The following is a 13,387-nucleotide window of genomic DNA, read 5'->3' as shown; positions in this document are numbered from 1 at the left end:
GGCGAAGAACCTCTTCCCCGGCAGCTGCACGCAGTTCAACACAGTCAAGGCCGCCTGGGACGCGATCAGCGTGCCCGCCCAAGCCGGCGACCCGACCTGCAGCGCGACCGGCACCGTCACCGTGGCCAGCCCGGGCAACCAGTCCAGCTCCATCGGTACCGCGGTGAACGTGCCGCTTACGGCCAGCGGAGGCACCTCGCCGTACAGCTGGACCGCCAGCGGCCTGCCGGCCGGCCTGTCGATCAACGCCTCCACCGGCACCATCTCGGGCACCCCGACCACCGCCGCCACCTCGAACGTCACCGTGACCGCGACGGACAGCGCCGCCCACAGCGGTACCGCCACGTTCAGCTGGACGGTCGGCACCACCGGCGGCAGCTGCTCCGGCCAGAAGCTGGGTAACCCCGGCTTCGAATCTGGCAACACCGTGTGGACGGCCAGCAGCGGCGTCATCGGCCAGAACGGCACCAGCCAGCCGACCCACGGCGGCACCTGGAACGCCTGGCTCAACGGGTACGGCTCCGCACACACCGACACGCTCTCGCAGTCGGTGAGCATTCCGGCGGGCTGCCACGCCAGCTTGACCTACTACCTGCACATCGACACCGCTGAATCCGGGTCGACCGTGTATGACAAGTTGACCGTCACCGCGGGCACCACCACGGTGGCCAGCTACTCCAACGCCAACGCGGCCGCCGGCTACGTGCTCAAGACCGTCGACCTGTCCTCGTTCGCCGGACAGACCGTCGCCTTGAAGTTCGCCGGGGTCGAAGACAGCTCTGCGCAGACATCCTTCGTCCTTGACGACGGTGCTGTCACCCTGAGCTGATCCCCACAGTAGTTCGTAATTGTTCGTGAAGGCCACCTTCGCCGCGTCTCGCGCGGTGAAGGTGGCCTTCACGATTTCCGCGCTTGTGACGTAGTTTCCGCGCGAAGCGATGCATGTGCGGGTCAAAGTGCTCGACCGGCTCGGTCACCAATTCATCGAACGTCAGCCGACCTCACCGTGGCCACCGGGAGGCAGAACGAGACCGGATTTCCGATGCGACGAGAGAAGCATTGAGCCCTGAGCAGAGTCGAAGGGGACGAAGTAGGACACCAGGTGCATGGGCGGCTGATCCGGCGGCACGAGTCGGTACAACTGCCCACCCGAGTCGATTCAGTCAAGTACGGCGGCCCGATGCTCCGCCTCCACTGCGTCGACGGGCTCGATCAAAGCGACAGTCCGGGCGATCTCCTCGCGATATGCACGCACAATGCCAGACCCTAGTACTCCAGCCGTAGTTCGTGATGGTCATGGTTCGTGGGTCGATTGTCGCTGGTAGTGGCCCTGTTGGGCGCGGTATTGGTGACGTCTGCGCCACGTCGAGCAGCGGATCCGATGTGCGACATCAAGCACCGGTCGACTGATCAGGGTGGTGAACAGGTGGTGGATTTCGTTGCAGGTCAATGAGATCCACCCGACGGCCGCAGACTCGGGGCTGCGTTCGGCAGAAGCAACGACGGCAAGGAAGGCGTGGGCGAGCATCGCCATGACCGTCCAGCGGTGCCAGGAGGTCCACCGTCGGACCTGGTGCTGATCAAGCCCGGTGAGACCTTTGCCGGTCTGGAAGGATTCCTCGACCGTCCACCTCCTGCCCGCGACCTGCACCAGCATCCGCAGTGGCACCGGTTCGGGCGAGTAGCAGCGGTAGAACGCCAGTTCACCGGTGGTGCGGTGGCGGCGGATCAGCAACCACCGGCACCCGTTGGGCGCTTCGAGGTCGATGTCGGCGAAGGCCCAGTCGTAGTAGCGATACCCCTTCGCTCCAGCGCCGGCGGAGAGGCGTTGCCAGACGTGTTGAGGCAACCGCGCGGCTACACCATCAGCGCGCAACGTCCCTGCTGGGGTGCTGACGCGGCGGTCGCAGCCGATGGCGAGGACGTAGCCGACACCGCGCTTTTCGAGGTCCTCGCGCAGGCTGGGGTCGGCGCCGTAGACCTCATCCCCAGCGACCCACCCGGCCTGAACACCGGCGTCGAGGGCACGCCCGATCATGGTGGTCGCCAGCGCCGGTTTCGTCGCGAACCCAGTGTCGGCAGGGATTCCGGCGTCAGCGCAGCGGTCAGCATCGGTGGTCCAGGATTTCGGCAGGTACAAAGCCCGGTCGATGAACGCGTGCCCGGCGTCGGTGGCGTAGGTGAGGTAGACCGCGACCTGGGCGTTCTCGATGCGCCCCGCGGTGCCGGTGTACTGGCGCTGCACCCCGACGGTGTGGACGCCTTTCTTGAGGTCGCCGGTTTCGTCGACGACGAGCACCGCGCCGGTGTTGCCGAGGTGTTCGGTGACGTAGTCACGCAGATCGTCGCGGACCTTGTCGGCGTCCCAGACTGCTTTGCGCAGCAGGTGTTGCATGCCGTCGGGGGTGGCGTCGCCGCCGTGTTCGGAGATGGTCCAGCAGTTCTTGTTCGGCAGGTTTGAGAGGAGCCCGAGCAGGAGTGTTCGTGCTCGTTGGCGGGGTTCGACGCGGGTGAACCGGCCTGCGAAGCGGGTGACCATCTCCTCGAACATCACCGTCCATCGGTCAGGGTTTACGCTGGGGCCTGCGGCCACCAGCCGATCAGGGTTAGTCCACACAACCGACCATGATCAACTGGTGGCCGCACCTGCCTGCGGGCAGCCCACCAGCGACATCACGAAGTCCGGCTGGAGTATTAGGGTCTGCGCATGCGCTCCGGACTGTTGGTGCCGCGGGGGTGGTGGCTGGATCTCACGGGTCGCGGCCCGCCGGGCACCAGAACACCCTGATCGGCTTCGCCCTCAACGTCAAGGAGTGCTGGTAACCGATGGAACTGTACGCCCTGCCGGTTGGCGACTGCTCCTGTCCGTTCGAGGTGGTCGCGCCGGGCGTTTATGACGGGATGCGCGCGCACATCCCGGTCACCTCCTATCTGATCCGGCTGCCCGGTGACCAGCTGGCACTGGTGGACACCGGGATGAACCGGCTGCATGTGGACGATCCAGACCTGACGTGGCGAGGAAAACCGCAGGCGGCGATGCTCACGCCCGTGATGCGCCCGGAGGACAGCCTGCTGTACCGGCTGGCACAGCTGGATATCGCCCCGCAGGACATCGACTACGTGATCAACACGCACCTGCACTTCGACCACGCCGGCAACAACGACCTGCTGGGCAACGCCACGTTTTTCGTCCAGCGAGAGCAGTACGAGCTGGCGAAGGACAATCCTGCCTACCCCAACCAGTACTGGAACCTGCCGAGCCTGAGCTACGAACTACTCGACGGCGAGCAAGAGCTCTTCCCCGGTATCCGGGCGATCCCGACGTCCGGGCACACACCGGGCCACCAGTCGGTCCTGCTGCGCCTGCCCGAAACCGGCTCACTGATCCTCTGCGGCGATGCCGTCTACTGCCAGGAAAACTACGATCACGACTCATGGGGCAGCCAGGCGGACCCGAAGACCGCCCGGGAAAGCGCGCTGAAGCTACGTGCGCTGGCCGACGCCGAGCAGGCGACGATGTTCTACGGCCACGACCGCGAACAAGCCCGCACCATGCGCTGGGCACCGACCTCCTCGTACCGCTGAGCCTCCCCCATCGCCGATGTCCGAGGGCCGCTCGGCTCGGTCTTTCCCAGAGCTGGTCGACCCGGTCCAGACGCCGTCGCGCCACGGGACCGGCACCGTCCGCGCGTACCCGTCGCTCGCGAAGGCCATTCCGTTCGCACCACCGGCCACTGGGCACGTCCTGGTTTTCCTTACGGACAAACCTTTCCGCATCTCACACCCGGTCACCGGCCACCCCTTTCTCGCCGAGCGCCTCGGAGTGCGACTTCCATCATGCTCTAGGGTTGCGGCGATGCCTGACGAGCTGTGCGCTCGATGAACCGTCACTTGAATTCCCTTGCCCAGCCGCTCCGTCTGCGGCGGAATACCGGAGGAAGCACATGGCTCGCGCATTGGTGACCGGCGGCGCCCGTGGAATCGGCGCCGCGGTGGCGTCGGCACTGGCCGAAGCCGGGATGACCATCGCGGTCCACGCCCGGGCGGACATCGCCGCCGCGGAAGCCGTCGTGGCGAAGTTGCCGGGTGACGGGCACATCGTCGTCAGCGGAGACCTCGCCGATCCCGCCCAGGTCCGAGCATTCGTCACCGAGACGGCGTCCCGGCTCGGCGGGATCGACGTACTGATCAACAACGCGGGTATCTACACCGAACACCCGCTTCCCGTGACGTCCTACGAGGACTGGATCAGGAACTGGCAGCGTGTCATCGACGTCAACGTGCACGGCACCGCCAATGTCACGTGGTGCTTCGTGGAGCACCTGCGAACCCGCCCGGAAGGACCTGAAGGCGCCCGGATCGTCAACGTCGGCTCGCGCGGCGCGTACCGCGGCGAGCCCGACGCCCCAGCGTATGGCGCGAGCAAGGCCGCCGTACATTCGATGACCCAGTCACTCGCGGTTTCCCTTGCGCCATTGGGCGTCGTCGTAGCCGCGGTAGCACCGGGGTTCGTCAACACCGATCTGGCGGCCTCGGTCCTCGAAGGTGAACGCGGCGACGCTATCCGCGCGCAGAGCCCTTTCGGCCGGGTCGGCGAGCCCGAGGAGGTCGCCTCCGCTGTCGCGTGGCTCGCGACCCCGGGCGCCCGGTGGGCGAGCGGCGCCGTCCTTGACCTGAACGGCGCGTCCTACCTTCGGTAGCCGCCGGGTTCCCGAAGCCCCGCAGTCCTGGTGCGACGCACATCCCCACGCGGATCTGCTCGGCGTCTGCCCCCACGTCGCCCATCGGGCCCTCACCGGCGAACAGGCCCGCACCCTGCGCTGGGCCGCGGCCCAGCGCAGGCAACCGGCCACCACGGCCCGCAACTGCCCGGTCACAGCGCCCACTTGTCGATTTTACCGGGTTTAACGAAACGGAAACGACACGTTGCTAGCTTCCTGACATATCACAGTCCGGCCAATGATCTAGCAGGCTCAAAGCGGGACTTCAGGCAGTTCGGTCCCGCGCCGGACGACGTCGTCGGAACCAAAGGTGGAGCAGGCAATGCGCGCTACGACCGAGGGAAACCCGCCGGAACCCATCTCGCCCCGGCTCTCGCCGGGTGTGCCGCCGGCCTTGTCACGACGCCGCTTCCTGGCGATCGGCGGGGCTGCGGTCGGCGCGCTGGGAGCGACTTCGTTCCTCGCGGCCTGTGGAACCAGCTCAGGCAGCGCCGTCACCTCCAGCGGGCCGTCGGACACCCTGACCATGGGGTTGTACCAGGAACCGGACACACTCGACCCCGGTGCGTCCGGGCTCATCCTGTCCTCGCTGATCGCCTCCGCGATCTTCGACCCGCTGGTGTGGTGGCTGCCGACCAAGGACGGGGGAAAGCAGCTCTACCCCGGCCTCGCCACCAGCTGGCAGGTGTCGCCGGACGGCACCAGCTACACCTTCAAGCTGCGCCAGGACGTGGACTTCCACGACGGCACGCACTTCACCGCGGCCGCGGTGAAGGCGACGCTGGACCACATCACCGACCCCGCGACGAAGTCCCGCTCCGCGAAGGGCTCGCTGGGGCCGTATCAGGAGACCCGGATCGTCGACGACTACACCGCCGAGGTCCGCTTCAGCCAGCCCAACGCGGCGTTCCTGCACGAGATGACCACGGTCCTGTTCGGCATGTCCTCGCCGACCGCACTCAAGCAGTACGGGCCGACCGGCTTCGGCAGCCATCCGGTCGGTACCGGGCCGTTCAAGTTCCAGGAGTACGTGACCCAGGACCACATTTCCCTGGTGCGCAACGACAACTACAAATGGGGTCCCGCGGCCTTCGGCGCCGCCGCCCCGGCGAAGCTGAAGAACCTGAACTTCAAGATCCTGCTGGACGCCACCGCCCGTTACAACGCGCTGCGCACCGGGCAGCTCCAGATGGCCTGGAACCTCAACCCCAGCGACATCCAAAGCGTGCGCAGCACACAGGGACTCACGCACTACAACACGCCCTCCACCGGACAGCCCTACGGCTTCCCCATCAACGTCAAAAAGGGCCCCACCGACGACCTGCGGGTGCGGCAGGCGATCAACTTCGCGGTCGACCAGGACTCCCTCAACAAGACCGTGCTGCAGGGCGCTTACGAAGCCGCACACAACGTGCTGACTCCGTCGACCCCTGGCTACAACAAGGCCGACGACGCGATGTACGCCTACGACCCCGGCAAGGCGAAAGCATTGCTGGACCAGGCGGGCTGGACGGCCGCCGGCAGCGGCACCCGGACCAAGGGCGGTCAGCCACTCGAGGTGGAGATCCTGATCCAGTCCTCCAACGGCTTCGACCTGCCGACCCAGTATGTGGTCAGCCAGCTCAAGGCCGTCGGCATCGCGGCGAAGACCAGCTCGCAGCCGTTCCTCACCGCGGCCGCCTCCTACAACCAGGGCGTGCAGAACCTGTCCGCGATCTTCTACTACGACGTGGATCCCTACCTGCTGAACAACCTCGTGACTACCGAACAAATCCCCTCGGGGTTCAACTGGGCGCACTACAGCAATCCCGCTGTGGACAGTGGTATCGCGAAGGCCAACACGGTGGTGGCCGACGCCGCGCGTGTCGCGCAGTACCAGCAGGTCACGCACACCCTCATGGCGGACGCGGTGTTCCTGCCGCTGTGGAACGTCAGCGGGGTGTTCTCCGCGACGAGCAACCTGAAGGGACTCAACTTCGGGGTGACCGGATATCCGTTCTTCCACACGGCGGCACTGACCTGAGAGGAGCGGCCATGTCGCGGTTCGTCGCGTGGCGCCTGCTGATCGCGGTTCCCGTCCTGCTCGGCGTCAGCATCGTCGCGTTCCTCATCATCCATCTGATTCCCGGGAACCCGGCGCAGGCCATGCTTTTCGGGTCCAACCCGACACCGGCCCAGCTCCACGACCTCGAGGTCCGGCTCGGGCTGGACCAGCCACTGTGGCAGCAGTACGTCAAGTACCTCGGTGGGCTGTTCCACGGCGACCTCGGGACCTCGTTCGTGACCGGGCGTTCGGTCTTCGCCGAGATCGCGGCACGGGCACCGAGCACATTCCTGCTCAGCGGCGCCGCGCTGCTCATCGCGATCATCGTCGGTGTTCCGCTGGGCATTCTCGGCGGGGTCCGCCCGGGTTCGATCTGGGACCGGGTAGGCCGGGTGATTTCGGTGTCCGGTGTGGCGATTCCCTACTTCTGGCTCGCTCTGCTCTTCACGCTCATCTTCGCGGTACAGCTCAAGGTGCTGCCCGCCACCGGCACCCAGGGCTTCGGCTCCCTGATCATGCCGGCGGTCGCGCTCGGCTGGGGCTACGCGGCGATCCTCACCCGACTGGTCCGCAGCAGGCTGATCGAGGAGTACCAGGACGAGTACATCAAAACGGCCCGCGCGAAAGGCTGTGGCGAGGGCCGGGTGCTGCTCAACCACGCGCTGCGCAACGCGGTGATCCCCACGATCACCATGCTGGGCCTGCAGATCGGCAACATCCTCACCGGCGCGTCGGCGATCGAGGTGATCTTCGGCCGGCCAGGGCTGGGCAGTTTCCTGGTCCAGTCCATCGCCGCGAAGAACATCCCGGTCGTGCAGGGCGCGGTGTTGTTCATCGGTGTGGTGTACGTGCTCATCAACCTCGTGGTCGACGTGCTCGTGGGCGTGATCGATCCGCGGACGCGAAAGAAGGTGGCCGTGTGACGGCGACCGACCGGCAGGGCGCAGACGTGACGCCTGCCCCACTGCCCCGCCCGCCGGCCGCCCCGTCACGGCGCCGGTTCAGCGCCGCGACGGCGATGTTCGCCCGCGGTGGGCTGGTGTCCGGGGTCGTGCTCGCCGTGCTCGTGATCTTTCTCGTGGTGGTCGCGGTCTTTCCCGGGCTGATTGCCTCTGGCGATCCGACCGCTTCGGTTTCCGGAGCGTTCCAGCCGCCGAGTGGCGACCACTGGTTCGGCACCGACGACCTCGGCCGGGACGTGCTGACCCGCGCGGTGTGGGGAGCGCACCCGATCCTGCTGGCGAGTGTCGTCGGCATCCTGATCGCCACCGTCGCCGGAGTATCGCTTGGCCTGCTCGGCGGGCTGGCCCGTGGCTTCGTCAGCGGGCTGGTGATGCGCGTGCTCGACGTGATGCTCGCGCTGCCGGCGCTGCTGATCGCACTGATGGTGGTCGCGATCGTCGGCACCGGCGTGACGAGCATCGTGATCGCGGTCGGCGTGGCCTACATCCCCGCGTTCGCCCGCGTGGTCTACGGCTCGGTGCAACGCCTGCGCACCGCGGATTACGTCGCCGCCGCAAAGCTATTCGGCGCGAGCCGGCTGCGGACGGTGGTACGGCATCTGCTGCCCAACCTCGCCACCGAGATCGCCGTCGTGGCCAGCAGCGCGATCGGCTGGGCGGTACTGACGGCGGCGACCCTGAGCTTCCTCGGCTTCGGGGTGGCACTGCCGGCCCCGGACTGGGGCGTCGACCTCTCGTCGGGCGGGCAGTACCTGGAAACCGCTTGGTGGATCTCGACGTTCCCCGGACTGGCCATTACCGCGACCATCCTGCTCAGCAACTACCTCGGCGACTACGTGGGCTCGGTACTCGATCCCCGCCGCATGGTCCGCGTCCGGCGTGGATCGCTGCCGAACTAGAAGAGGGGAAATCGTGACTCTGCTCGAAGTCCGCGACCTGCGTACTCAGCTCCGGCGCGGGCGAGAGATCGTCACCGCTGTGGACGGCATCTCGTTCGACATCGCTCCCGGTGAGACCGTCGGCCTGGTGGGCGAGTCCGGCTGTGGCAAGACCATGACCGGCATGTCGCTCATGCGCCTGCTTCCCCCGCACGGCCGGATCACGGCGGGTTCGGTACGGCTGGCCGGGCGCGAGCTGACCGGGCTCCCCGAACGCGAGATGCGCCAGACCCGCGGGCGGGACGTGGCGATGGTGTTCCAGGACCCGATGACCTCGCTGAACCCGACGATGACCATCGGCAAGCAGGTCGCCGAGGCCGTCCGGCTGCATCGCAAAGCCAGTGCCGCCCAGGCGCGCGAACGTGCGGTCGAGGTGCTCGGGCTGGTCGGCATGCCGCAGCCGACACAAAAGCTGGGCGACTATCCGCATCAGCTCTCCGGCGGCATGCGGCAGCGGGCGATGATCGCGCTCGCACTGGCGTGTGAGCCGAAGCTGCTGATCGCCGACGAGCCGACCACCGCGCTCGACGTGACCATCCAGGCGCAGATCCTCGAACTGCTCGAGGAGTTGCGCGACCGGTTGTCGATGGGGGTCCTGCTGGTCACCCACGACCTCGGCGTCATCGCCGGTCGTGCCGACCGCGTGCTGGTGATGTACGCGGGGCGGATCGTGGAGTCCGGGCCCACCCGCGAGCTGTTCGCCCGGCCGCGCCATCCCTACACCGTGGCGCTGCTCGGTGCGATCCCCAGGCTGGACCAGGAACGGGGGGAGGAACTGCGCTCGATCCCAGGCATGCCACCGGATCTGGCCCGGCCACCCGCCGGCTGCCGGTTCGCGCCCCGGTGTGCGTTCGCGACCGACCAATGCCGCACTGAAGATCCTGCTCTCACCGGAGAAGCACACGCCTACGCCTGCTTCCATCCCCAACCAGCGAGGGAAGTGGCAACACGGACCGCGGGACGAAGCGAGCCCGCACGCGCGGCCGTGGAGCCGGGACAGCGGCCACTCCTCGAAGTGACCGACCTGCATCGGGAGTACCCGATGGCGGGCGGCCTGCTGCGGCGCCGAGCGGGTTCGGTCAAGGCGGTGTCCGGGATCTCGCTGGCGGTCGCACCCGGCGAGACCTTCGCGCTCGTCGGCGAGTCCGGCTGCGGGAAGTCGACCACCGGCCGCCTGATCGTCGGGCTGGACGAACCCACCGGGGGCACCGTCGCTTTCGACGGCGAAACACTGAACACGCGGCGCAACCGCATCCGTCCCAAGGACATGCAGCTCGTCTTCCAGGACCCGTCGGCTTCCTTGGACCCGCGGATGAAGGTCGGCGCGAGCCTGCTGGAACCGCTGGTGCTCCAGTACGAGGGTGACCGCCGGGACCGCGCGGCGCGGGTCGCCGAGATCCTCGACCAGGTGGGCCTGCCGTCACACGCGCTCGACCGCTACCCCCACGAGTTCTCCGGCGGCCAGCGCCAGCGGATCGGCCTCGCCCGAGCGCTCATGCTGCGCCCGCGGCTGGTGGTCGCCGACGAACCTGTGTCGGCGCTCGACGTGTCCGTACAGTCGCAGGTGCTCAATCTGATGAAGGCCTTGCAACGCGACATGGGCCTGACCTACGTGGTGATCAGTCACGACCTGTCCGTGGTCAGGTACCTCGCCGACCGGATCGGCGTGATGTACCTGGGCAAGCTGGTCGAGCTGGGCCCGGCGGAGCGGATCTACCGGCAGCCCGCCCACCCCTACACCGCCGGCCTGCTCGAAGCGATTCCCGAACCCGACCCGGACCGCGAGCAGGCCAAGGCGAAGCAGCCGATGCGAGGGGAACTGCCGTCGGCGATCGAGCCGCCGTCGGGTTGCCGGTTCCGCACGCGATGCCCGCTCGCGCAGGACATTTGCGCCACCGAGGAACCGCCGATGCGACCGATCGACGACGGCCAGACCACCGCCTGCCACTTCCCTTTGGTGGAACCGGCACCGGCTGCGCAGACCGTGGCTCCGCTCGCATGAGGAGCCCGGTCAGAAGAGCGACTGCAGCATCCCTCGTGAGGCGGAGATGTGCTGCCGCATCGCGCGCTCCGCCTTGTCCGCGTCACGGCTGCGGATGCCGGCGAGCAGATCGTCGTGGCTGAGCATCGCCGTGGGCCGCGCGGTCCGGGACGAGAAGTAGAAGCGCCAGAACCTGAGGTTGTGCATCAGCAGGCGCTCGACGGTGTCGGTCAGCAGCGAGTTCTTGAGCATGCGCACCAACGACAGGTGGAGCTCGTAGTCGGCCCTGAGGTAGCCCTCGGTCTGCGCGGCACTGCGGGCCTCGTCCGCGGTGGCAGCCAGCGCTTCCAGTTGCTCGATGTCCTCGTCGGTCGCGCGCCGGGCGGCGAGGTGAGTCGATCCGCACTCGATCGCCTCGCGTGCCTGGAAAAGGTCGAGGACGTCGTCGAGGGTGAACGCGGTGACCACGGTGCCCCGGCGGGGCAACACGGTCAGGAACCCGTCGTTGGCGAGCCTCGCCAGTGCCTCATGCACCGGCATCCGGCCGATCTCGAGCTCTTCGGCGAGCGACTGCTCGTTGACCACGCTGCCCGGCGACAGGCGCAGGTCGAGCAACATGTCCAATAGCTGCTGATACGCCCGGTCACTGGCACGTACCGTGCTGGTTGGCATTCCGGCCCCCTTGTCGACTTCGGTCATAACACTACGCAACGCCGGGTGCAGCCGTGCCGGGCAGCCACAGCCGGGCCACCTCGGCGGAGCCGGCGAGGTCGAACCGATGGCGCATCAACAACAACGAAGCCTCGTGCTGGCGGCGATCGTCGCTGGCGACGCAGTCTTCGACGACGACCACGTAGTAGTCGCTGAACAACGCGTCGCGGGCGGTGGACTCGACACAGCCCTCTGTCGTGCATCCGGTGACGAGCACGGTCTTGATCCCGTTGCTGCGCAGCAGCAGATCGAGATTGGTGCCGAAGAAGGCGCTTGAGCGCCACTTGGGCACCACGAGCTCATCGGGACGCGGCAGGAACTCCGCGGCGAACTCACGACCAGGTGAGCCGACTTCGGTGTAGCGCAGGGCCGGACCGTCGGCCCGGAGGGAGGAATGCATGCGCAGGTTGAACCTCAGCTGCGCCGGCGAGTCGCTGCCGCGACCTGGCAACGCGGACATCTGGATGTGCACGATCAGCACACCGGCCGAGCGCGCCGCCTCGAGCAAGGCGGCCAGCCGCGGCCGCATTGCCGGGTACATGCTCAAATCCGCACCGAGCCCCGCGAAAGCGCCGTCCTCGTCGATGAAATCCCGTTGCATGTCCACCAGGACCAAAGCCGCGTGCGCGGGATCGACCAGCTCCACGAGCTCGGTGAACACGACCTTGCCTTCGATCTCGATCAACCGTTGCTCCGCTCGGGCTAGCTCTGGGCCGCATCGTGCACTAGATTAACATGTCAACCTGCAAACTGTGATCTATCAGGTGCTGATCAGCTCATTCACCGGGAGGTTCCTCTTGCCGAACTCCGCTGTCGTCCTGAAGAACGGGATCGCGCTGACCGGCCCCGATCTCATCGAACGCCCGTTCCGGACACTGGTCCTGAGCGATGACACCATCGGCGAGTTCGACACCGGCGGGGACGGACGGGAGGTGGACCTCGACGGCGCCTACCTGGTGCCCGGTCTCGCCGACTGCCACGTGCATTTCGACCTCGCCGCCCACCCAATGCCCTACCTGCAGTGGGATCGGAGCGGCTTCGTCCGCTCGATCACCTGCCTGCACAACGGGTTGCTCGCGCTGCGCGCCGGGATCACGTCGGTCCGCGACCTCGGCTCGGTCGATCACCTCGTGCTCGAATACGCCGCCCACGTCCGCGCCGGCGCCGTGACCGGCCCACGCGTCACGGCCGCGGGCAGGCCCATCACCATCACCGGCGGGCACTGCGCCCAGTACGGGCTCGTCGCGGACGGCCCGGTGGCCGTGCGCACCGCAACGCGAGCACAGATCGCCGCGGGGGCAAGGGTGGTCAAGCTGATGGCGACCGGCGGCATTTCCACCCCGGGCAACCCCGGTGTGCCGGGACTGAACCTCGACGAGCTGACCGCGGCGGTCGAGGAGGCACACAAACTCGGCGCCCGGGTCGCCGCCCACGCCCACTCCCCCGCCGGCATCAAGGCCGCGCTGGCCGCGGGAGTGGACACCATCGAGCACGCCGCGTTCGCCGACGACGAAGCGCTCGACCTGCTCAAGACCAGCGACACCACGCTCGTGCCCACCGTGAGCGCGCTCAACAACATCGCGGCGGGCGTCGGCATCCCGGCCGACACCGTCGAAAAGAGCCTGGCCGCGCGGGAAACCTACCGGGCGAACACGGCGCGCGCGATCGGCGCCGGGGTGCGGATCGCCGCCGGCACGGACGCCGGCACCGCGTTCAACCCCATCGGCGGTCTCCTCGACGAGCTCGAGATGTACCGCACCGGGGGAATGAGCGCCTACGAGGCAGTCCGGTCGGCGACCGTCCGCACGGGACCGATCATGGGCACCCAGACGGGCGTCATCGCCCCGGGGTACCGCGCGGACCTTCTGGTGCTCGGGGAAGACCCGCGTGAGGACCTGGCCGCACTGCGGGAGCCCAGGCAGGTCATCAACCGGGGCAGGGTGCTGAATCGCGCCTGGCTCGACGAGACGCTCGAGGAATACGCCCGCGTCCTCGCCTCCGGCGGCGACGTCCCGGCAGGGAGGTAGTTC

General features: G+C 67.7%; 11 protein-coding genes. 8 read left to right on the top strand and 3 right to left on the bottom strand.

The annotated features are described in order from the left end of the window. Window positions 1-829: putative Ig domain-containing protein (locus JWQ81_RS06015; RefSeq protein ID WP_297538383.1), on the top strand; the 829-nt coding region annotated here is incomplete at its 5' end. Window positions 830-1,294: 465 nt separating this feature from the next. On the opposite strand, the gene JWQ81_RS06010 is transcribed toward JWQ81_RS06015, so the two are convergent. After that, window positions 1,295-2,551: an IS701 family transposase gene (locus tag JWQ81_RS06010; RefSeq protein ID WP_297538381.1), complete on the bottom strand. Its 1,257-nt coding sequence runs from the start codon at window positions 2,549-2,551 to the stop codon at window positions 1,295-1,297. A gap of 275 nt (window positions 2,552-2,826) precedes the next feature. On the opposite strand from JWQ81_RS06010, the gene JWQ81_RS06005 reads away from it, so the two are divergent. From JWQ81_RS06005 to JWQ81_RS05980, 6 genes are all read left to right on the top strand, one after another. Beyond that, on the top strand, window positions 2,827-3,585 hold the full coding sequence (locus JWQ81_RS06005) for an N-acyl homoserine lactonase family protein (protein ID WP_297538379.1): 759 nt from the start codon (window positions 2,827-2,829) through the stop codon (window positions 3,583-3,585). Between the two features lie 359 nt (window positions 3,586-3,944). Next, window positions 3,945-4,700, top strand: coding sequence for an SDR family oxidoreductase (locus JWQ81_RS06000; protein ID WP_297538377.1), 756 nt, complete (start codon window positions 3,945-3,947; stop codon window positions 4,698-4,700). 343 nt (window positions 4,701-5,043) lie between these two features. Beyond that, window positions 5,044-6,744: an ABC transporter substrate-binding protein gene (locus JWQ81_RS05995; RefSeq protein ID WP_297538375.1), complete on the top strand. Its 1,701-nt coding sequence runs from the start codon at window positions 5,044-5,046 to the stop codon at window positions 6,742-6,744. Between the two features lie 11 nt (window positions 6,745-6,755). After that, window positions 6,756-7,688 carry an ABC transporter permease gene (locus JWQ81_RS05990; protein ID WP_297538373.1) on the top strand — a complete coding sequence of 311 codons (933 nt, stop codon included), beginning with the start codon at window positions 6,756-6,758 and terminating at the stop codon, window positions 7,686-7,688. Further along, complete coding sequence (locus tag JWQ81_RS05985) at window positions 7,685-8,626, top strand: ABC transporter permease (RefSeq protein ID WP_297538371.1); 942 nt, start codon at window positions 7,685-7,687, stop codon at window positions 8,624-8,626. The genes JWQ81_RS05990 and JWQ81_RS05985 overlap by 4 nt, the downstream gene beginning before the upstream one ends. 13 nt (window positions 8,627-8,639) lie before the next feature. After that, window positions 8,640-10,667, top strand: coding sequence for an ABC transporter ATP-binding protein (locus JWQ81_RS05980; RefSeq protein ID WP_297538369.1), 2,028 nt, complete (start codon window positions 8,640-8,642; stop codon window positions 10,665-10,667). Between the two features lie 9 nt (window positions 10,668-10,676). On the opposite strand, the gene JWQ81_RS05975 is transcribed toward JWQ81_RS05980, so the two are convergent. Both JWQ81_RS05975 and JWQ81_RS05970 read right to left on the bottom strand, forming a co-directional pair. After that, window positions 10,677-11,318 (bottom strand): GntR family transcriptional regulator, encoded by a 642-nt coding sequence (locus JWQ81_RS05975; RefSeq protein WP_297538367.1) that lies wholly within the window; start codon window positions 11,316-11,318, stop codon window positions 10,677-10,679. 31 nt (window positions 11,319-11,349) lie between these two features. Then, window positions 11,350-12,042, bottom strand: a complete 693-nt coding sequence (locus JWQ81_RS05970) for an isochorismatase family cysteine hydrolase (RefSeq protein WP_297538365.1) — start codon at window positions 12,040-12,042, stop codon at window positions 11,350-11,352. A gap of 67 nt (window positions 12,043-12,109) precedes the next feature. Between JWQ81_RS05970 and JWQ81_RS05965 the strand changes: the two genes are divergently transcribed. After that, window positions 12,110-13,384 (top strand): amidohydrolase family protein, encoded by a 1,275-nt coding sequence (locus tag JWQ81_RS05965; RefSeq protein WP_297538363.1) that lies wholly within the window; start codon window positions 12,110-12,112, stop codon window positions 13,382-13,384. Window positions 13,385-13,387: the final 3 nt, after the last annotated feature.

The sequence above is a fragment of the Amycolatopsis sp. genome, assembly GCF_025464955.1.
Taxonomy (GTDB): Bacteria; Actinomycetota; Actinomycetes; order Mycobacteriales; family Pseudonocardiaceae; genus Amycolatopsis.
The sequence above is the reverse complement of the archived record's forward strand: the minus strand, read 5'-3'. Positions and strand labels throughout refer to the sequence as shown.

Bases quoted from the DNA above. Each gene is read 5' to 3' on its own strand.
- JWQ81_RS06010 (WP_297538381.1), bottom strand. From the start codon at position 2,551: ATGTTCGAGGAGATGGTCACCCGCTTCGCAGGCCGGTTCACCCGCGTC.
- JWQ81_RS06005 (WP_297538379.1), top strand. From the start codon at position 2,827: ATGGAACTGTACGCCCTGCCGGTTGGCGACTGCTCCTGTCCGTTCGAG.
- JWQ81_RS06000 (WP_297538377.1), top strand. From the start codon at position 3,945: ATGGCTCGCGCATTGGTGACCGGCGGCGCCCGTGGAATCGGCGCCGCG.
- JWQ81_RS05995 (WP_297538375.1), top strand. From the start codon at position 5,044: ATGCGCGCTACGACCGAGGGAAACCCGCCGGAACCCATCTCGCCCCGG.
- JWQ81_RS05990 (WP_297538373.1), top strand. From the start codon at position 6,756: ATGTCGCGGTTCGTCGCGTGGCGCCTGCTGATCGCGGTTCCCGTCCTG.
- JWQ81_RS05975 (WP_297538367.1), bottom strand. From the start codon at position 11,318: ATGCCAACCAGCACGGTACGTGCCAGTGACCGGGCGTATCAGCAGCTA.